Here is a 20,040-nt window from a genome sequence, read left to right as displayed (position 1 = left end):
GTTAATTTCAGGATTAAAATTTCACATTAGCACCAAACATGTACTGCCTTGTAGGAGGGGTACCCATACCAACGGTGATAGCACGGGCCACCACTGGGGTCCCTCCCGCCGTAGATCCGACTGCGTTACCATTTCCATTACCTTCCGGATCTATACCCAGACCATCCCGCACCAATGGTGCCCAGAGGATAAATGGATTCTGGACTGCCAGGTAAAACCGCAAAGAACTGAGCCCCATTTTACCGGTGATCTTCGAAGGGAGGTTATATCCCAGGTTGATAGACCGGACCTTTATAAATGACCCGTCCCGGTAAGACAAGGTGGAGGTATATTGCAATGCATCCCTGCTGGCATCAGGCTGTGGGAAATCATTGGTAGGGTTATCGGGTGTCCAGTAATTAACTTTGTATTGGTTTACGCGGCCGTTCATAAAGAATGGATAGCCAGCTGCACCACCGTCAGCAGTCAGATAGGTAACTACCACAGTCTGGCCTATACGGCCAAAGGTCACAATGTTCAGATCGAAATTTTTGTAGGTAAACCTGTTATTGAAACCAAATACAAAATTGGGTTGAAAATTGCCAATTACCTGGCGATCCTCGGCACCAATAGTACCGTTGCCATTCACATCCTGAATTTTAATATCGCCGGGGGCAGCACCATAAGTAGCCGCCTGGTCTTTTTCGTTCAACTGCCAGATACCTGTTTTCTTCACGTCATAAATAACTGTCAGTGGTTGCCCTACATACCAACCATTACCAACATCCTGCTTTAATCCTGGTTGCAATGCAACAATCTTTTCTCTTGCCATGGAAAAGTTAAGATCTGTACTCCAGGTAAATCCGCTACGGTTTTTTACATTCAGGCTGCTAAGTGTGATTTCCAGCCCATGTCCTGTTGTCTTTCCCTGGTTTACAAGCACAGAATTGGCCCCACTGCTCCTTGGTAATTCCTTGCTTAAAAGTATATCCCTTGTATTGACATTATAATATTCTACTGCACCACTTATACGGTTGTCAAACAGACCAAAGTCGAGGCCTAAATTGTATCCCCTCGTAGATTCCCACGTAAGCTTCGGATTAGGCAACGTATTGATCAGGTACCCTGATACATAGTTTATATTGGCTGAGGTACCTGACCCATAATTGTAAAAATTGGAAGAAAGACTACCTATTGTTGTATAGGGCGCAATGGTCTGGTTCGAACTGACACCCCATCCTACACGAAGTTTGAGGTTATTTATCCATTTTACATCATGCATGAATTCTTCGTTTGCCATGTTCCAGCCTGCTGATATGGCCGGATATGTAAACCACTGGTTGCCGGGAGCTAGTACAGAAGCGCCATCTGCGCGCACAGTAGCCGTTAACATATACCTGTCATTATAGGTATAAAAGATACGTCCCATATAAGACAACAATCCCCTGTTACTGTAACCGGAGGGATCCGCCGTGAGTGAATTCGCTAATTGTAAATTATAATCCTGGATATAGTCTGCCGGCACACCTTGTCCGTTGATTTGCTGACTTTGATTGAAGTTCTTTACCACTTCGTGCAATGCTGTCACCTGGATTTTATGCTTTTCTGCAAAAGTCTTTTCGTAAGTAAGTGAATTATCGAAAGTATAACTCCATGTCTCGTTGTTTGACTGACTAAGGGTAGCACCTGCTGTAGTTGTATTGGTATTAAATACGGTGCCGGGTCCATTATAGTTATTGTTCATTGTCTGGATCCAGTCAAGTGCCAGGCTGGATTTCAGTTTCAATCCTTTTATGATCTCGAGCTCTCCATATACATTCGTCAATGTTCTGAACCGGCGGGTGCGGGCTTTTATCTTATCATTGTTTCCGATAGATGTGAGAGGGCTGATCTGCTGCGCATCATTGGATTGCTGTATGGCAGGTTGAAAATTGATACTGCCATCCTCATTGTACGGCAGGTATAGCGGGCTCAGTCTCGTTGCTGAACCCAAAGCGCTGGTGTTGATACGATTGGCCCAGCTCATTGTATTGGTGGTAGTGAGTCCAACTTTTAAGCGTTCACTCATTTTGTGATCAAGAGCGATATGAAAGGATCCCCTGTCGAATCGCTGATCCGGTATGATACCTGTTTCCCGAAATACACCAAACCCGAAGCTGTATAGTGTGGTTTCATTGCCACCCACTACGCTCACATTATGGTCTGTGCGGATAGCGGTAGTTAGCAATAGTTTTTGCCAGTCAGTATTTACACCATTGGCCAGGTTCTCCTGCTCAATGGGTGTTAGTGCATTGGGGTTGGGATTATTGGGATTAGGCTGGCCCTCCTTGGCTGCGTCCTTGAAGGCGGCATATTCCTGTCCGCTAAACAGTTTATATGTATTCACAGCTTCTGACAAGCCGATATAGCCATCGTAACTGGTAACAGATTTCCCCGGACGGCCTCTTCTTGTAGTAATGATAATCACCCCACCTGATCCACGGGAACCGTAAATGGCAGTAGCAGAAGCATCTTTCAGCACATCGATCGTACTGATATCATTTGGATTGATATCATTTATACTGCCGCCGGAAAGCGGTATACCATCTATCACCACCAGGGGGCCATTCTGCGAATTATTAGCTGAAGCACCTGATGCCAGGGAGCGGTTTCCCCTGATCCTGATCTCACCGCCGGTGCCTATACTGGAACCATTGTTGACAATGTCAATCCCAGCAGCCCTTCCCTGAAGCTGGTTATACACGTTTGGACTCCCCAATTCCCGGAGTGTTTCTCCCTTCACAGATACGGTGGCTCCTGTTACATCTTTCTTTTTTGCCGTTCCATATCCAATTACCACCACCTGTTCCAGGTCGCTGACCGTGGGTTTCATTGAAACATTGATGACGGTCTGCCGGTTCACGTTTACCTCCCGGTTCATAAATCCTACTGAAGTAATGATTAAGGTAGCGGTAGCAGGAGTGTTGATTTTATAATACCCTTCGTCGTTACTGAGCACGCCCATTTTTGTGCCTTTCACCTGGATGCTGGCTCCAGGGACCACATTGCCATCTTCGGCGGTAATGCGGCCGCTGACGGTAATTTGTTGTCCTACCCCATAAGAACTACTCCAAATGAAAATAAATAGCAGCATCGTTATCCTCAACAGCAGGCTGAATGAGGGCGACATCTTCTGTAAGTGATGCGTAAAAGAAAAATTCATAATCGTGGTTTTATTCAGTTTTCTAAAAAATGTAGTCCCCGCCCTGCATGCTTAGGGCGCAGGGATCCTGATGCCGTAAAAGGCATATATAAATCGGTTCTACTGTTGTAGCAGGGAATAGGTTGATATTTCCATCAGTACCAGGTGTTTTCCCGATGGAAGGCAGTTAATTCATAACATTGATGCTTTAAATTTCTAGGCTACAGTTGTATCAGTTGTCGTTATTTTGTTCCAGTACCGGGTTGAAGTGCTACTACTTTATTAAAAGCCATTTTTGGATTGAATTGTCTGTCAAACAACAAAGGATAATTTGTTCTGCCTGGCACCGGCCAGTTATTTAACCAGGAATCACCATCATTGACACCCCAGAAGGTGACCCGGCTTATCTTAGCTTTGTGCTTCAGGAAAAGCCGGAATAAATTCTCGTAATCCCCGGCCAGTTGTTGTTGTACACTGTCAGGCAGAGAACCGGAATAGGGGTTCAGTATACTGTTATACGCTTTCTGCTGGTTAACGTCTGCCCCTTCTACACCTTTGGGATCTGGCAATACGCTGATGTCCAGTTCTGTGAACATTACATCAATTCCCAAAGCAGAGAATTCCAGGATACTCTCTTCAATATCCTTTAAAGGAACCTTTCCCAGGTGCCAGTGCCCCTGTATACCTACACCATCTATACGGGTACCCGCTGCCTGAATTTTCCGGATGAGCGCCACCGCCCCCGCACGTTTTTTGGGCTGTTCTATGTTGTAATCATTATAATATAATTTTGTATGCCTGGCAGCCTTCCCTGCTAGTTGAAATGCCTCCACGACATAATCATCGCCAAGGTATCTCAGGAATAAGGATTTACGCATTGTACCGTCCTCATTAAGGGCTTCATTCACTACATCCCAGGAATACACCTTCCCGTCATACCGGGAGGCAATAATACTGATATGGTCTTTAAAGAACTGATGCAGCGAATCCTTATCATGCATCTGCAATACAAATGCGGGTAACTGGCTGTGCCATATAAGCGTATGTGCATTAACCTGCATATGGTGCTGCTGACCATAAGAAATGATCTTATCTGTCTCTGTAAAATTATACCGGGCCCATTCCGGGTGTATCAATGCAGCCTTCATGTCATTTTCAGGCGTGAGGGTATTAAACTGCCAGGATATAAATGCAGTTGCCATGGGATTAGTCTCATTTATCTGGTGCCTGTTAAGGGCGGCACCCACCATAAAATCCTCTTTAAAGACGGTTTTCAGGGAAGGAATTTTGCCCGTATAAGACGGGCTGTTGCTACCTGTACAAATGCAACAGGTAAAAACTATAAGGACAAAGGAAATTATTTTATCCATAATGCCTGACTTTTAAGGTATTGTGCTACTCATGTCAATGTCTGCAGTGCCGGCAGACAGGTGAGGTAACCAAGTAGCATTCTATCAGATTTATTTGGTTTACTGGTCGTGGGAATCACAGGAGCGAATCTAGGATGACAGGCGCAGTATCAGTAGCTTATTTGTTAAAATGAATAGCACAAATGTTTAAAAGCAAAATCATTATCTCCATCTTTACTCCTAAACAACACCTAATGCATAAAATTAAACTTCATATATCCTCACTAAACTGACCTTTTCTTTTGGGCCTGGTATTCCGAAGGTAGCTGGTTAAATTTCGCCTTAAAAGCCCTGGCAAAATAATTAGGGGTAGAAAATCCAACAGCATAGCCAATCTGGGCAATTTTCATATCGCTGGTCTCCAGCAGACAAGCCGCTTTATTTAGTTTTATAGAACGGATAAATTCAACCGGCGTTTCCCCGGTAAGCTGCACAACTTTATTATACAGAGAAGCCCTGCTCATAAAAAGATGCCTGCTTAATTCTTCCACAGTCAGACTGTCGTCGTTAATATTGTTTTCTATATACTGCTTTACCTTTACCAGGAACTTCTCATCTGCCGATTCGACATCGTCAACAGAAACCATTACATCTAACTGCCGCTTATAGGTGTCTTTCAGACGCTTATTTAGTAATATCAGGTTCCTGATCCGGATATTTAATATATCAATATTAAAAGGCTTGGTAAGGTAGTCGCTAGCGCCCGTTTCCAATCCTTTAATATGAAACGCATCACCTGCAAGTGCAGTCAGGAGAATGACAGGAATATGGCTGGTCCTTTTATCGAACCTGACCTTACGGCTCAATTGTATACCGTCCATATAAGGCATATTTATGTCACTCACAATGACCATTGGATGTGCTGACAGCGCTTTCTGCCACCCTTCTCTCCCATCTGCCGCCTCCACAACTTTATAAAATGGCTGCAGATTGTCTTTCAGGTAATAACGGAAGTCTTTGTTGTCCTCAACCAGCAACACTGTTAGTTTATCTGCAGCAGCCACTTCAGCATGTTGGCAGGATATAAGGTGGTCTACATCCGGACCCGCCGCTTCACCAGGTATCTCTACATTCGGTAGTCTTAGCTCTTCCATTTTTTCCAATGGTAAAAGCACGGAAAATGTGCTGCCTTTACCAGGGATGCTCTCCACATTTATAAAGCCACCATGCATTTTCACAAATTCAGCTGTTATAGAGAGCCCGATTCCACTCCCCTGGTTGAGGATAGCAGGATTCTCATCACCCTGGTAAAAGCGATTAAAGATCTTTTCCTGCACTTCTGGTTTCATGCCTACACCAGTATCCGCCACCTTTATGATTATACCTGCATCCGGGTCAGGATCTACAGTCAGCGATATAGCACCCTCCTTCGGTGTGAATTTAAATGCATTAGAAAGCAGGTTAAACAATACCCGTTCCAGCTTATCCCTGTCAAAAGCTGTATAATAACGGGAAATGGAGCTTGTAAACAAAAAACTGATCTGCCTGTGCTCGGAGATATCTTTGAAGAGTTCTATTACTTCAGCTATAAAAGATATGATGTCCTCCCTGCTAAGGTCCAGTTTCGTTTCCTGCTCTTCCAGTTTTCGAAAATCCAATAGCTGGTTTACCATGTTCAACAGTCTACGTGCATTCCGTTTCACCAGGTTCAGTTGCTTTAGTTTTTCGGGAGCGATTTCGTTATGAATGAGTTTATCCACTGGCCCTACAATGAGGGAAACCGGTGTACGGAATTCGTGGCTCAGGTTCATCAGGTATTTGATCTTCACCTGCTCAAATTCACGTTGCCTTTCCGCTTCCTTTCGGTCCATTTCTATTGCCTGCCGGACCTGCAGCCTTTCCTGCTCAAGCGCAAACCGGGTTTTCAGTTTGCGGATAGCCCGGTATCTCAGCCCCCACAAAACCGCAACGGCTGCTAACAAATAAAATATGTACGCATAGATGGTCAACCAGAAAGGAGGTCTTATGATTACATTGATGACAGCTTCTTCCGTATGCCATGCCCCATCGTCACAACTGGCCCTGACTCTGAAAACGTATTTACCAGGCCTTAAATTCGAAAACACAGCCATTCGTGATGTGCCTATATCATTCCAACCTTTATCGAAACCCTGCAGCATATAGGAATACCTGCTCTCCTGCGGTGCAGTATAGTTCAGCGTGGCAAAATTGATGGTAAAGTGTTGTTTATAATCAAGCCGGATACAATCAGCTAATGAAATATGTGATTGGATAGCAGCATGTTCTCCGGGAATCACGGAAATATTGCCAATTTTGAGATCAGTCAATACAATGCGGGGGACAATTCTATTATAATTAAGCTGCTTCGGAATAAAGTAATTAAATCCCTCCAGCCCACCGAAAAAAAGTTCTCCCTTCTCTGTCTTTAAACCTGCTCCCAGGCAGAAAGTACTACGCTGCAACCCATTATATTGATAATAATTCTTAAAGGTGCTGGTTGAAGGATCAAAACTACTGATTCCCTTATTACTGGTTACCCACACCTTTCCGGCATCATCTTCAAGGATCTTATAGATGACCGCGTTGGATAGCCCTTCCTGTTCGGCATAACGTTGAAATTTCCCGGTTTTCGGATCAAAAAGGCACAAGCCGGCACTGTGAATACCTACCCAGATTCTGCCGCTTTGTCCGGCGCAGATGGTTTGAACGTTATTAGCAGGAAGGTCACTGTTTTTCATGGTATAAGTCCTTATTATATTGCCTGATGCATCCAACATGATTATACCTGCTCCAATGGTACCAATCCAGATATTGCCGGCTTTATCTTCCTCTATGGTTCTGATAAAACCTCTGTTTAAAACCGTAATGCTGTCCTTTTTGTACTTGACCCTATCAAAACGTCTGAACACACCGGATACCGGATCATAAACGTTCACCCCATTCCCATTGGTTCCTATCCATATATTTCCACGGCTGTCCTTTTTCAGACAAAAGATATCGTTGCCCGAAGGCTGATTGGCACTGTCTCCTCTTAAATAGTGGTGCACCTTTCCCGTTTGCATATTTAGAGTGTATATACCATGCATAAAAGTACCTATCCAGAGTAGCCCGTCGGCATGTTCGAGAGAAAGTACAGCAGGTGGTTTGATGTCCTGGTAGAAACGTGGATGGCTGAACAGGCCGGTGTTCCTGTGAAAAAGGTTAATGCCACCACCATCTGTGCCTACATAGATATCGCCATTGGCATCTTCAGAGAAAGAGGTAACAATTGGAGCCGTCAATCCTTGTGGGTCAAACGGATTGCTTTCCCTGAGATTAAAAAAAGCCAGGTTCCTATCGTATTTACTAATACCTCCCTGGTATGTTCCGACCCAGTAAATACCATTGTTATCGATGTAAATACTCCGCACTGATTTGCCCTGTAAACTATAACGATTTCTAACATCATGTTCTATTCGCTGCGAGGTCTTCTTTTGCAGGTCGAAGATGTTCAATCCTTCCTCAGTTCCTACCCAGATCCTATTTGCATTTTCAGCTGCCAAAGACCAGATGCAGTTGCTGCTCAGGGATTTTTTTTGCGTGTTGCTATGCTGATAAGTACGGAAATGCCTGCCATCGGGCAGCAGCATAGACAATCCATCATCTTCTGTGCCGATCCATAAGTTGCCATTATGGTCTTCGGTCATCGCTTTTATAGAATTGCCAGGTAAAGAAAGTGAGTCCGCCGCTTCGTGGCTAAAGTGCTTAAAGTTGTCAGCTTGTGGTTGGTACAGGTAGATCCCTCCATTGCCACCTATCCATAGCCGGTGTCTGCTATCTTCCACTATACAGGTGATAATGTTTGACACCAGTGACCCTGGACTACCAGGATCTGCTATATAACGAACTACCCTACCGGTTCGCGGGTTCAACCTGAACAAACCGATGTAACTTCCGATCCACACCTGGCCGGTATGATCGCAGAAAAGGGTCCGTGCCGTGTTATTTAATGTAAATTTGTAATTGATAAAGGAGTCTTTTTTGCGATTATAGCAGGATAAGGTATTATTAGTACCTATCCATAAATTGCCGGAACGATCCTCATGCAATGCGAGTATGGAATTACCTCCCAAACTGGTTGAATCCCCTTCCTTATGCCTGTAAACAGAGAACGTAAGACCGTCAAACCGATTCAGCCCGTCATCTGTTCCAAACCACATGAAGCCATATTTATCTTTCAGAATAGCATTTACCGTGTTGGAAGACAAACCATTACTGGTGGTGAAGTTAACAAAGTTAAAGTCGCTCTGTTGCGAAATAACAACCTGTGGAACACACAACAGGCATAATATATATAAAATATATTTCACAATAACATGGAATTAATAGGTTTCTGGAAGATTAACAGGTAAAGTGTATTTTTGACAATATAACGAATTTTAGGGCATAATAGCAAGTGTATGGTTGTTATCATCCTTATCAGTTAAAATAAATTTATGCCGATAAGCTTCAAGACTTTCAAGGCAATGCCTCGCCTCTTCCAAATCCTCAAGAAAAAGCTCATATCCTTCTCCTTTTGAGGCGGACCTTATGCGTCTTTTTGTAATTAAGACCCAGTTGTCATCGTCTTTTTTGAAAATAATTAACCCCTTTTCATCCTCAGGAAGACCTTTAAGCTGAGCTGAATAATTAGCTTCATTCTCCGCAGTAATTATTTTAGTGAACTCACTTTCGCCGCCATTTTTGTTGAAAATCTTTAATATTACATTCGGCTTTTTCACTTTAATCATGATATAAATTCACAATTATTTTCACTCCTTCAAAAGTACACTCCTCTTATACCTGCATTATCACCGGCGCGCCATAAAAAACAGTACAGTTGTCATGGAGGAAAATGCTCTTCCCCGCTCCAAATGCAATAGATAAATATTATTCTGCAGGTCAAACAGTTTGAATTGGGTCATACGGGCTTCGGCATTATCCCAAACAAAATCCCCTTTATCCAGTTCTTCGACCATAATTTCATAGCCCACACTGTCCATAACAAACCGGATTCTTCTTTTGGTAATTAATACCCAATTATTGTCATCTTTCTTGTAAATAAATGAAAATGCCTCACCAATGTGAGGCATTCAGAAAGTATTATTTTGCTTTTAACAGTTCTATAGGAAATGGATGTTCCTTCAATCTGCGCTTAGCCTGCTCTATCTTTTTTATTATAAAAGGGCTATTGCGCACTGTTTCTTCTGGAATGCTCGATTTACCTACTACTGGCTTTTCCCTTTTTTCAAGGAATTTTGAAATTTTTGTAGACATAATTTCTTCCTTTTAATCAAAATTAAACTTTTTTTCTGGTAACCAAAAATGCTTCATAGTTCTTTCCGGATTCAAACCGCTGCCAATTTTCATCTATATACCCATAAATATTGAGGACCTCTTCTATTTCCTCCCTGTTTGCATTTATGGCTATTTGATACAATCTTGTGCGCGCCGGTGTGCTTCCCTCTGCATATATTGCTATATCTTCCATTACAGCCACCATATCAATTACAGTACTTGCAACGGTCGCTAGTATCTTATCCCTGTCATTATTATCCGTTCGTGAAAGATCATCAATCACGTTATTATTTTCATCCCAATCACCAAAAGCAAGGTTATATACTTTTGATCCATCAATCCACGTCCCAATTTTATAATAATCGACTGTTTTTTTAATTGTACCATTTGGCCCTGTACTCTCAAAGTCAAATCTGGCAGTTGTTTCATTTAATATATAAGGATACTTTTCTTTCTTCATAGTGATACAAATGTAGGTGATGATACAATTCAGATTCTATTCATTCTCGTTCATTTTCTGTTGTAACATCTCCATATACATCGCTACCTTACTCTGCGTTACCTTTGCATAAATCATGTTCGTACTCAACTTCGTGTGACCTAACATTATGTTGATCGATTCTATAGCCACCCCGTTCATTAGGGTGATTGTAGTCGTAAACGCATGCCTGGCAAGGAGAAACGTAAGATGCTTTTTTATCTCACAAACTCACTGATTATTTTTAAGCCTCTATTTATATTTTGATTTGTGGTGGCTGGGAAAATATACTCCGTGGATTGATTGTATTTACTCAATATCGATATTGCCTTTTTGAGTAATGGTACAGTAAATCAGTGTACCAGTTTTTGCTCAAGATGTCCTGATCTATTTCATCCCATCATTAGCAGTAAATATATTCTCTGGTTTCAGACCTAATAAATCCGCAATGCTAATCCTGTGTAACAACTAAAAAAAATGAATCTACAAAAGAGGGGTGGATAATCCCAAAAAATTAAGTACATTTATCTATAAGCACTTTTCTTAATTTTAAACTGTCTGCCAATCAGAGGTACTTACACTATCATTATACTATGAACTTTAAAGGAGGAGTTATAATTATCGGTTCTTTACTTTGGGAGGACACACCTATTCGACATAAATGGAAGACGTTGAATTTGGAGAATGTAGCAACCAAACGACTTGTTTCTGTGCCTATTCGTTATGGTAGACAATCATCAACACGTTCCGACACTTACACAATGATTTTTTCAAACAATAGCTCTACACAACAAGGACAGGCTTTCATTTTAGGGTTTAAAGACGAAATTAAAAACGCAAGAATGTTAGAACGCCAGGCTTTTGCGCTAGGAGCAGCAGAAGGCTTTGAGCCGATAGGAATTCCATCTATAAATAAAAGTTGGGGAACTGTTGGCTTATTAGTTAATCCAAACATTGACACAAAAGATAAACGAAACGCAGATGTTGTCCGTAATTGGTGGAGAAACCTATATCAAAAATATAGCGAGACTTTTGACCATTTGCAATATCGCATTGACGACAACGAAATTCCTGTTATAGACAAAAACGGTTTCTTACAAATACCCTGGACAGAAGAAATGAATGACTTTGATTTTTTAATTGCTACACCAGTAGTTCCGAAACCAAAGCGACTTCTAACCCCAAAAGAGATTTCGGAACAAATGAATATCAAAAAATATCGAACATACTTTGACAAAAACCGAGATAATGATATTCAGACTTTTCAGGACTTAGAAATTTTGGAACATCTAAATGGCTGACGAAAAAAGGCCAGCAGGAAACCCTATTTCACGTAGCTTAATTATACAATCATAATTCCAGCGGTTTGCAGCAATCTCCTGTTTAGGACCCAATTCGCTAATAGTTCCATTTACTACTACCCGGGCATAAATGTAGTTGTTCCCGCTTTTCATCCGGCGCAACACAAAGTGCACACCAAAGGAATCTTTTCTTTCCATTGAAATCATTTTTACGTGTTTAAAACCAATTCACCAATACTTCACTCACAAGCCACGAAAAATGAATTGAAATCACATCAATCAAGAACGACCCAACCCCTTCTTACGAAATAAATAACAATGAGTTATACATTAATAATCTGTGAATTACTAAGTTAATTCACTCTTTATGCTTCAGAAACATCGATACCGATTCACCTAAACTACACCCCAAAAACACAAAAGGCCCATAAAGCCTATGTTCTAGGTGCCTCCTGATATCCTTTGATATTAAATATGTCGGAAAGGATGGACAATTGTCAAACTTGCTTATCGAAGGATTATTGAAAATCAAATAATAACATTAATTAATAAAATGATATTTGAGTTTTAAGACTACACTTAAAAGCTAACAATTGTAAAATCTAACCGTTGGGGGCCCCTAAAAACGAGTGAAAAAACTTTACCTGAAAGTCTAACTGCCCTAAATCATCGTATATAGTTCTGTAAATTAGGTTATTGTGCCTCATTTTACCTTCTTACTGATTAATTATATTAAAGTTATGTCGAATGAAAAGTGGAGCGGATAGAATCTCATCGATTGAAAAAATTTTGAAAATCGATATTTATAAAAAGAAAGAATTCCAAGATATTTTAGATCTGGTCGCCAGTTTGTGTGGAAAGCCTGTAGCTCTAATTGCTTTACTGGACGATGATTTTAATTGGTTAAAAGTTAAGCCTGGAGCAGATGTAGAAGTAATACCCCAGGAGACCTCTTTCAACAATTATGTAATTGATGAAGAGAATTTGTTAATAGTGCCGGATACTACAGCAGACGATCGCTTTAAGACCAATCCCCTGGTAAGCTCAGAACCCTATATTAGATTTTATGCAGGTGTACCAATTGTTATTGAAAATGGCATTAAACTAGGTACCTTATGCATTTATGACACTAAGCCCAACTGGATAGATGAAAAGCAGCAAGAAACACTTAAATTATTCGCTCGCCAGGTTTCCTGCCTACTGGAGTTAGAGTTGGGGCATAAAGAACTTCAATATCAGATAGCGGAAAAAGATGCAAAAAACAATGCACTGATGAAAGTAGCACAGCTGCAATCACATCAAATCAGGCAACCACTTACAACAATTATGAGTTTGATTAGCCTGTTTAAAGATGAATATCCTGATGTTGATCGTGAGTGGTTAACAATGTTTGAGCAGGCGACCAATGAATTTGACGTGAAAATCAAGGAAATTGTGGCTGAATCCATTGCTGTAAAGGACCTAAGAGCAATCCGTTTTAATAAAATGGTAGAAGAGATCGATGATTACGCAATACTATTGCTGGACAAAAATGGCAAGGTGGAAAACTGGAACAAAGGTGCTGAAAAGATAAAAGGATATACAGCTGAGGAGATCATTGGCAAGCATTTCAGTGTTTTTTACTCTGAATACGACCAAAATAATCTCCGCCCACAAAGATTACTAAGCCACGCCGAAAAAAAAGGAGTAGCCACAGATGAGGGATGGCGTATAAGAAAAGATGGATCGAGATTTTGGGGAAGTATAATTATGACAGCCATACACGACGATTACGGAGAAGTAATTGGTTTCACTAAAGTAACACGCGATCTTACTGATATCACTGATACCAGAGATGCTCTTTGTGCATCAGAAGAACTATATAAATACTTACTACTGCAAACCCAAAATTCTGTTTCCATTGGTGGCTGGGAGCTAAATATTGAGACTAACATCCTGCACTGGACAGCTATCACAAAGAGTATCCATGGAGTTGATTCAAAATATGTTCCTGAATTGGAAAACGCAATCAATTTTTACAAACAGGGTTATAGCAGAGATAGTATTAAAAGAGTTATAGAGTTGGCAATTGCAGAAGGTATTCCCTGGGACTTAGAGCTACAGATCATAACAGAACAGGGAAATGAAAAATGGGTCAGGGCCACAGGTAGCTCTAACTATAAAGATGGTATATGTACTAAAATATACGGCACTTTCCAGGACATTGATGAAAGCAAACGTGAAAAGATAGAAACGTCAAAATCGCAAAAGCTATTCGAAGATATTTTGAACACACCCATAGGTATAGGAGTCTTCGCTACAGACATAAATGGAATCGTTATAGTCTTTAATAAAGAAGCCGAAAAAATGCTTGGTTATACAGCAGATGAAGTAATAGGCAAACACTCTCCTGGACTGTTTTTATCTTGCCCAGATAAAACAAAACGAGGAAAAAGGACCGGCATTAAGTCATTGCCTAAAATACAGGAAATGGTGTGCACCGAACTACGGAATTGGACTTATGTAAGAAAGGATAGCAGCGAAATACAAATACAATCAATTTTTACACCCCTGAGAGACGCTGACAACAATATTTATGGATACATTGGCATTGCTGTAACCCCCGGTAGTGCAGTTAGCAGGATATTAGCAATTCGAACGCGTAAAGCGTGAATTGAAAAGTAAAGTACCCCAAAGTACACAGGATTCTGCATAAGTATTTTTTACATCTTTTGTTGCGTTAAATATTTCAATAGCCCCTGCTAAAAAACAGATAGGTGCTAATAATGCTGCAAAAGAAATTGCCAGTCAGGGCTGGAGAGGCTTTATTCTTTTACCATGATCTCGTCTGAGATACGGAAATAGTCAAAATCGGCATATCCTCCAGGTTCTTTGGTCGCGTAGTTGAACAAACCAAATCTATATCCCATGAAGTGCGGTAGCGTATACTTCATTTGCAATGGTGTGCCGATAGAATTCCACGATTTACCGTCAAGACTATAATAGAACCTGGCAATATCTTTTCTGTCGGTAAAATTGCAATCTGCTTTCAGGTAAATAGTACTTTTATTCAACGCTATATGGGCAACTTCTTCAGTATTATCACCTGAGGCATTTACCATGACCAATGTTCTCTTTGTTCCATTAATTTTTACGCCTAACAGTCCGAAATCCTTTTGCAAAAGGCAAAGACCGGCAAAATCACCGTCTTTCATACTGGATACATCAACCGATGTACAGGCAGAAGATGTAGGCCCAAAAGTCCGCTGCGTCAAGGTGTTCCTTGCCTGCAGGAAATCCCTGTTCACTATGCCGGTGGTCAGGCGTAAAAACCCTTTCCTTCCTTTCAGTGACCATAATTCGTTATCTGGTTGATGATTCCATTGCCAAGCCAAAGGAAAGGACGCATCTTGTAACCCACGGTTAAATTCATCGGATGCCACAATGCCCGGAGAGAGCGATTGATTGGCGGTGAGATTCAGAGCCATGGGTACTTTTCCATCATCACCCAGTACAGGCCAGCCGTTTTCCCACTTTACGGGAACTAAGTAAGGTATGCGTCCTACAGCGCCGTTGTCCCTAAACAGGTAGGCGAACCATCTGCCATCAGGCATATCTATAAGACCGCCTTGCGCTACCCCTTTATCCTGAAGGGCTGTTTTCCCTTCCCAGGGACCTGTTATTTTATCTGCCCTGTGTATCACTACGGATCGTTGTCCGCCAGCAGGCCAGGTAATGTTGAAAAGATAGTACCTGCCCTTTATTTTGAATAATTGTGACCCCTCAGCCGGCAAGCCCTCCCGGCTACCTGAAGTCGAGGTGGGAAGGCTGGCGTTTTCAATGATCACCTGTTCGCTGCCTGATGCAATACCTGTGAGTTCACTGTTTAATTCTACCAGTCTTATTTTACCACTACCATACACCAGGTATGCTTTGCCATCGTCATCGAAAAAAAGCGAGTGGTCGTGCATCATCGGTTTAAATGCAACACCTTTCCATGCACTCTTTTCTATGTCTTTTGTGGAATAGATATAAGTTTTGCCTGTGGTTTGGGAAAAGGTGGTGACGTAATATTTGCCATTATGATAACGCAGGCTACTGGCCCAGGACCCCCTGCCGTACGTATTCTTGCCGTTCCTGAGATTAAGTTCATCCATATTGCCTAACGTGTCGTAAGCATAGCCAATCAATTTCCAGTTTACCAGATCAGTCGATTTCATGATGGGCAGGCCGGGGCTCATGTGCATAGTTGTACTGCTCATATAATAGTTATTGCCTACTCTAATTATAGACAGATCCGGTACGTCGGCATAGATGATAGGATTATGTGCTTTTTGTTGCTGTGCCTTTATTGGTAGGAAACTAAAAATATGTAAAATTCCAATAGCGAGTGTTAACCGGTCAAGGCGATTTAATTGGGTTTTCATAACAATTTTTTATTTTGTAACATGTAATGTCAAATGGTATTCAGGTGAATGTTTTTGTAATATAAATATTATCAATGAATGAACAGGGATAATCCATTTCCTGCTACATAAGAAGTCACCCAGAGTGCGTCCTAAAACTAGAATATCTCCGATATTATAAACATATTTACAAGTCATCAAGGCAGAACCAAACTTGAAAAAAATCCCTGCTTCTTACGAAAGCAGGGATTAAAAGGAAATACACTTTTGAACCCATTATTTAATGCATTTTGCCTAGCCATTACACACTTATAATTTCAGCCTATCTTCTTTCATTTTCAGGCTTACGGAAATTAAAAGCCGTACATACCGCCAGAAACGGAAATCTGCTCACCGGTGATCCAGGCAGCCTCATCGGAGGCCAGAAAAACAGCAACTTTCGCGATATCTGCGGGCTGGCCCCTGCGGCCAAGCGGTGTTTTTTCAACAAACATCTTTTCATATTCGCTGCCAGCAGTGACGCCTGCGGCAGCGGCACCTTCCGTGTCAGTAGCGCCCGGTAAAATAGAATTGATCCGAACGTTTTTAACACCCAATTCTTTGGATAAAGCGATAGTGAAAGCATCAAGTGCTGCTTTAGTTGAAGAGTATAAAGATGCATTCGCCAACGGATATTTACTTGCACCGGAACTAATATTAATAATGTTTCCGCCCTTATTGCTGAAAAGTTTCAGCGCCGCCTGGATAGTCAATACCGGCCCTAAAACATTTACGTTAAAACTTTTGTGAAATGCCTCCACCGAAATCTGTTCGATAGGTGCGTATCCTTGAGCTACTGAGTTATTTACTAAAATGTCCAGTGTGCCGAAAGTCTTTTGGGTATTTTCAAACAACCTGTTTACATCAGTTTCATTCGATACATCGGCCTGTACAGAGATGGCTGTACCTCCATTATCCGTAATCTCCTTAACTACTTTGTCAGCGCTTTCTTTACTGGTGGCATAATTAACTACTACTTTTGCGCCTGCTGCGGCAAAATGTTTGGCAATCGCAGCGCCTATTCCTTTTGATGCGCCGGTCACTACCGCTACTTTGTTTTCTAATTTTTTCATCGTTCCTTTTATTTAAGATTTAAACTTGATCAGGTCCTGGAAGATCAACTGTCCCCAGGTATTTCCTTGCGCTTGCACCAGCAGTCCGCCATCGGTAAGTTTGCCCAATTTGACTGGCGCGAAACCAAGCCTTTCCGCAAGCGTTGCGACCTCCGAAGTTGCGTCCTCATCGTCGCCAGCCAGGAACACGACCCTATTGCCGCCATGTACGGCCGGATCCTTTTCAAGGATACCAGCTCCCAAATGGTTAAAGCCTTTAATGAGTTTCCCGTTGGTGAAAGCCTGCGCTACAAATTTGGCCGAGGGTAGCCCTCCCAGCTTGTGGGGCGGCACACCGTAGGCATTAGTCACATCGATGATCATCTTTCCATCCCAGTCGTGCAGGGCCCTTGCAACGTCCGGGTGCGACTCGAAACGCACCGCCAAAAAGATAACGTCCGCCTTAACGGCATCTCCAAGTGTTACGGGAATGATCTCTTTTCCGATCGCGGCGGCTTCGGCAGCAAAACGTTCCGGAGTACGTGTGGTAGCAACAGACACTTTGATGCCTTTACGAACAAATGCTTTGGCCAGGGCCTGGCCGATCTTGCCAAAGCCGATAATGGCGTAGCTTTTTGCTACATTGTTTTCTGGATTATTCATTGAGAATTTTAAATTATTTAGATAAATAGGTCATGCCGCCATCCACCAAGAGTTCGGCACCTAGCATAAACGAAGAATCATCAGAGGCTAAAAAAACGGCTGTTTTACCGATATCAGATGGTTGTCCAATCCTGCCGATTGGCATTTGATCGGCAAAGTGTTTTTTTACCGCTTCCATTTGGTCTGCGGGAACAAACTTGTCAAATGCCGGGGTATCCGTGGTGCCCGGTGTGATTATATTTGCTCGAATCTTTCTATCCAAAAGGTCGCTGGAGAAACCTTTGGCCAAATATATCACTGCCGCTTTTGCGGCGCCATACAGTGTAAAATTCGCATAGGCCCGATGGGCCGCATTAGATCCGATTAAAATGATCGAACCACCATCATTCATGTAGGGCAGTGCTTTTTGGATTGTGAAGTAGACACTTTTCAGGTTTATATCAATAGCCTGGTCGAACGCTTCTTCATCAAAAGTCGCTACAGTTCCTACTGCTCCGGCACCCGCATTGGCAACGACGACATCTATCTTGCCGAATTTTTCAGCGGTTGTTGTAAACACTTTCTCTAGGTCAGCCAGTTTGGTCACATCGGCGTTAATAGCGATAAAACCACTTCCCAGTTTTGCCGCTGCGTTGTCCAACGTTTCTTGATTTCTGCCGACAATAACTCCCATTGCACCTTCCTTCTTAAATTCCAACGCAATGCCCAAACCAATGCCGCTATTACCGCCTGTAATCACTGCTACCTTATTTTTTAATCTGCTCATTTTATTTATTCTTTAATTGTTTCACAAAGCTACCATTGATAGTTTATATTTGTAACTATTAGAATTGAATCTGGTTACTGTCAGGTAACTACAAAATTTAAATCATGAGAGACGAGAGATTTTGCGCTTCAAACTGCTCCTTTACAAGGGCAATTGGTACAATCGGGAATAAATGGAAACCGATCATCATCAATGTGATCGGTACCCGTACCGTGCGTTTTGGTCAGATGGATTCCATTATTCCGCATATTTCAAGAAAAGTACTGACCGAACAACTTAAGGAGCTGGAAGAAGATGGGCTGCTAATTAGAATAGCCTATAAGGAACTGCCGCCAAGGGTGGATTACCGGTTGTCTGAAAAGGGGTTAGCCTTTTTACCTATCTTGGAAAGTATCAAGGAATGGAACCTCAAATATGAGGTTGCTTTAATACCCAAGGAAAATGATAGAATAACTTATAACAAATAATGTATAATCAAATTAGATGCGCTTGCAAAAGGCGAAGAGCGTTTAATGACAAGTCAGTTAGGAAGCGCAGAATAGCATTTACTTTGCGAAAACATTAGCCAATTTAACTGATGATATTCTTTTATACCGCCCGAGCAAAATTCAATAATGAAAATGGTGCCGACATTCTTGCATGGACCAACTATATCGAATGGAGCAAGCTCACACAATTAACTGAACTCGTTTCGATTGACACCAGCATTAATGAAGTTTTAGTTGAGACTGATCGAACAAGTGAAGAAGACTGGAAAGAAATAGTCATTGATGGATACCATGAAACGGGGTTCTATAGAACATTAGACCATGTGCTGAAAAAAAAGATATTAAAAGATTTAATCTCCTGACTGTTGTTATTGAGCCAGAAACCGATTGTTTGTTAACCCCAATAGACAGTTATGATTTTATTGGCTATGACCTCCTAGACCAAATATTACGACACCAGCGCCTTAAGCAACTGCGGAGGATTATCACCGTGCAAGGAAGAAGATAACCTGCGTCATAGTCATAAAGGCATTTATTTCATCAAAATATAGTGTATGCTTGTTATTATCCTTATCAGTTAAAATAAATTTATGCCGATAAGCTTCAAGACTTTCACGGCAATGCTCCACCTCTTCCAAATCCTCGAGGAAAATCTCATATCCTACTCCTTTTGAGGCGGACCTTATGCGTTTTTTTGTAATTAAGACCCAGTTGTCATCGTCTTCTTTGAAAATAATTAACCCCTTTTCATCCTCAGAAAGGCCTTTAAGTTGAGCTGAATAATTGTCTTCATTGTCCTCTGTAATTATTTTAACGAACTCACTTTCACCGCCATTTTTGTTGAATATCTTTAATATTACATTCGGCTTTTTCTCCTTCATCGTGATATAAATTTAGTACAATATCAAAGTCAGTTTCACTTCTCCAGGAATAATTAATATGTTGATTAATGGAGAAAGTACTTTTAAGAGCAACACTAATTTTGTTCAGCTCGCGTATTTTGCAAAATAATATTTTCTAAA

At 41.6% G+C, this 20,040-nt stretch carries 17 protein-coding genes; 4 read left to right on the top strand and 13 right to left on the bottom strand.

All coding sequences use genetic code 11. The annotated features are described in order from the left end of the window. Window positions 1-13: 13 nt before the first annotated feature. The 7 genes from BW716_RS29695 to BW716_RS29670 form a co-directional block, all read right to left on the bottom strand. Window positions 14-3,181: a TonB-dependent receptor gene (locus BW716_RS29695; protein WP_083729704.1), complete on the bottom strand. Its 3,168-nt coding sequence runs from the start codon at window positions 3,179-3,181 to the stop codon at window positions 14-16. A 221-nt stretch (window positions 3,182-3,402) separates the two neighbouring features. Beyond that, window positions 3,403-4,530 (bottom strand): endo-1,4-beta-xylanase, encoded by a 1,128-nt coding sequence (locus tag BW716_RS29690; RefSeq protein WP_083729703.1) that lies wholly within the window; start codon window positions 4,528-4,530, stop codon window positions 3,403-3,405. Window positions 4,531-4,793: 263 nt separating this feature from the next. Then, on the bottom strand, window positions 4,794-8,879 hold the full coding sequence (locus BW716_RS29685) for a hybrid sensor histidine kinase/response regulator transcription factor (protein ID WP_083729702.1): 4,086 nt from the start codon (window positions 8,877-8,879) through the stop codon (window positions 4,794-4,796). 69 nt (window positions 8,880-8,948) lie between these two features. Beyond that, window positions 8,949-9,299 (bottom strand): hypothetical protein, encoded by a 351-nt coding sequence (locus BW716_RS29680; protein ID WP_083729701.1) that lies wholly within the window; start codon window positions 9,297-9,299, stop codon window positions 8,949-8,951. Window positions 9,300-9,359: 60 nt separating this feature from the next. Beyond that, window positions 9,360-9,641 carry a hypothetical protein gene (locus BW716_RS29675; protein WP_083729700.1) on the bottom strand — a complete coding sequence of 94 codons (282 nt, stop codon included), beginning with the start codon at window positions 9,639-9,641 and terminating at the stop codon, window positions 9,360-9,362. A gap of 10 nt (window positions 9,642-9,651) precedes the next feature. Further along, entirely contained in the window at window positions 9,652-9,825 is a 174-nt protein-coding gene (locus BW716_RS37145) for a hypothetical protein (RefSeq protein WP_179091327.1), read from the bottom strand. 22 nt (window positions 9,826-9,847) lie between these two features. Continuing rightward, window positions 9,848-10,306: a hypothetical protein gene (locus BW716_RS29670; protein ID WP_083729699.1), complete on the bottom strand. Its 459-nt coding sequence runs from the start codon at window positions 10,304-10,306 to the stop codon at window positions 9,848-9,850. Between the two features lie 611 nt (window positions 10,307-10,917). Here BW716_RS29670 and BW716_RS29665 point away from each other — a divergent pair. After that, window positions 10,918-11,625 carry a hypothetical protein gene (locus BW716_RS29665; RefSeq protein ID WP_083729698.1) on the top strand — a complete coding sequence of 236 codons (708 nt, stop codon included), beginning with the start codon at window positions 10,918-10,920 and terminating at the stop codon, window positions 11,623-11,625. Here the strand turns inward: BW716_RS29665 and BW716_RS29660 are convergent. Continuing rightward, window positions 11,614-11,823, bottom strand: a complete 210-nt coding sequence (locus tag BW716_RS29660) for a hypothetical protein (RefSeq protein WP_083729697.1) — start codon at window positions 11,821-11,823, stop codon at window positions 11,614-11,616. The two genes, BW716_RS29665 and BW716_RS29660, sit on opposite strands and share 12 nt — an antisense overlap. 549 nt (window positions 11,824-12,372) lie before the next feature. Between BW716_RS29660 and BW716_RS29655 the strand changes: the two genes are divergently transcribed. Further along, window positions 12,373-14,277, top strand: coding sequence for a PAS domain S-box protein (locus BW716_RS29655; protein WP_083729696.1), 1,905 nt, complete (start codon window positions 12,373-12,375; stop codon window positions 14,275-14,277). 152 nt (window positions 14,278-14,429) lie between these two features. Here the strand turns inward: BW716_RS29655 and BW716_RS29650 are convergent, their stop codons facing one another. From BW716_RS29650 to BW716_RS29635, 4 genes are all read right to left on the bottom strand, one after another. Beyond that, window positions 14,430-16,031 (bottom strand): glycoside hydrolase 43 family protein, encoded by a 1,602-nt coding sequence (locus BW716_RS29650; protein ID WP_083729695.1) that lies wholly within the window; start codon window positions 16,029-16,031, stop codon window positions 14,430-14,432. Window positions 16,032-16,363: 332 nt separating this feature from the next. Next, complete coding sequence (locus BW716_RS29645; RefSeq protein WP_083729694.1) at window positions 16,364-17,122, bottom strand: SDR family NAD(P)-dependent oxidoreductase; 759 nt, start codon at window positions 17,120-17,122, stop codon at window positions 16,364-16,366. Window positions 17,123-17,134: 12 nt separating this feature from the next. Continuing rightward, window positions 17,135-17,764 carry an NADPH-dependent F420 reductase gene (locus BW716_RS29640; protein WP_083729693.1) on the bottom strand — a complete coding sequence of 210 codons (630 nt, stop codon included), beginning with the start codon at window positions 17,762-17,764 and terminating at the stop codon, window positions 17,135-17,137. 13 nt (window positions 17,765-17,777) lie between these two features. Next, the gene (locus BW716_RS29635; protein ID WP_083729692.1) at window positions 17,778-18,530 is read right to left on the bottom strand and encodes a glucose 1-dehydrogenase; all 753 of its coding nucleotides are present in this window, start codon (window positions 18,528-18,530) and stop codon (window positions 17,778-17,780) included. Between the two features lie 104 nt (window positions 18,531-18,634). Here BW716_RS29635 and BW716_RS29630 point away from each other — a divergent pair, with 104 nt between their 5' ends. Together BW716_RS29630 and BW716_RS29625 are read left to right on the top strand one after the other, a co-directional pair. Next, window positions 18,635-18,997 carry a helix-turn-helix domain-containing protein gene (locus BW716_RS29630; protein ID WP_083729691.1) on the top strand — a complete coding sequence of 121 codons (363 nt, stop codon included), beginning with the start codon at window positions 18,635-18,637 and terminating at the stop codon, window positions 18,995-18,997. Window positions 18,998-19,107: 110 nt separating this feature from the next. After that, a complete protein-coding gene (locus BW716_RS29625; protein ID WP_083729690.1) occupies window positions 19,108-19,380 on the top strand; it encodes a hypothetical protein in 273 nt (90 codons plus the stop codon). Between the two features lie 123 nt (window positions 19,381-19,503). On the opposite strand, the gene BW716_RS29620 is transcribed toward BW716_RS29625, so the two are convergent. Further along, complete coding sequence (locus BW716_RS29620; RefSeq protein WP_083729689.1) at window positions 19,504-19,899, bottom strand: hypothetical protein; 396 nt, start codon at window positions 19,897-19,899, stop codon at window positions 19,504-19,506. Window positions 19,900-20,040 lie beyond the last annotated feature (141 nt).

The sequence above is a fragment of the [Flexibacter] sp. ATCC 35208 genome, assembly GCF_001975825.1.
Taxonomy (GTDB): domain Bacteria; phylum Bacteroidota; class Bacteroidia; order Chitinophagales; family Chitinophagaceae; genus Chitinophaga.
This window is presented reverse-complemented; position numbering and strand designations above follow the sequence as displayed.

Excerpts from the sequence above, each read along its gene's own strand:
- BW716_RS29680 (WP_083729701.1), bottom strand. The coding sequence starts at position 9,299 with ATGATTAAAGTGAAAAAGCCGAATGTAATATTAAAGATTTTCAACAAA.
- BW716_RS29650 (WP_083729695.1), bottom strand. The coding sequence starts at position 16,031 with ATGAAAACCCAATTAAATCGCCTTGACCGGTTAACACTCGCTATTGGA.
- BW716_RS29645 (WP_083729694.1), bottom strand. The coding sequence starts at position 17,122 with ATGAAAAAATTAGAAAACAAAGTAGCGGTAGTGACCGGCGCATCAAAA.
- BW716_RS29695 (WP_083729704.1), bottom strand. The coding sequence starts at position 3,181 with ATGAATTTTTCTTTTACGCATCACTTACAGAAGATGTCGCCCTCATTC.
- BW716_RS29660 (WP_083729697.1), bottom strand. The coding sequence starts at position 11,823 with ATGGAAAGAAAAGATTCCTTTGGTGTGCACTTTGTGTTGCGCCGGATG.
- BW716_RS29635 (WP_083729692.1), bottom strand. The coding sequence starts at position 18,530 with ATGAGCAGATTAAAAAATAAGGTAGCAGTGATTACAGGCGGTAATAGC.
- BW716_RS29670 (WP_083729699.1), bottom strand. The coding sequence starts at position 10,306 with ATGAAGAAAGAAAAGTATCCTTATATATTAAATGAAACAACTGCCAGA.
- BW716_RS29675 (WP_083729700.1), bottom strand. The coding sequence starts at position 9,641 with ATGCCTCACATTGGTGAGGCATTTTCATTTATTTACAAGAAAGATGAC.
- BW716_RS29655 (WP_083729696.1), top strand. The coding sequence starts at position 12,373 with ATGAAAAGTGGAGCGGATAGAATCTCATCGATTGAAAAAATTTTGAAA.
- BW716_RS29665 (WP_083729698.1), top strand. The coding sequence starts at position 10,918 with ATGAACTTTAAAGGAGGAGTTATAATTATCGGTTCTTTACTTTGGGAG.
- BW716_RS29625 (WP_083729690.1), top strand. The coding sequence starts at position 19,108 with ATGATATTCTTTTATACCGCCCGAGCAAAATTCAATAATGAAAATGGT.
- BW716_RS29690 (WP_083729703.1), bottom strand. The coding sequence starts at position 4,530 with ATGGATAAAATAATTTCCTTTGTCCTTATAGTTTTTACCTGTTGCATT.
- BW716_RS29620 (WP_083729689.1), bottom strand. The coding sequence starts at position 19,899 with ATGAAGGAGAAAAAGCCGAATGTAATATTAAAGATATTCAACAAAAAT.
- BW716_RS29640 (WP_083729693.1), bottom strand. The coding sequence starts at position 17,764 with ATGAATAATCCAGAAAACAATGTAGCAAAAAGCTACGCCATTATCGGC.
- BW716_RS37145 (WP_179091327.1), bottom strand. The coding sequence starts at position 9,825 with ATGTCTACAAAAATTTCAAAATTCCTTGAAAAAAGGGAAAAGCCAGTA.
- BW716_RS29630 (WP_083729691.1), top strand. The coding sequence starts at position 18,635 with ATGAGAGACGAGAGATTTTGCGCTTCAAACTGCTCCTTTACAAGGGCA.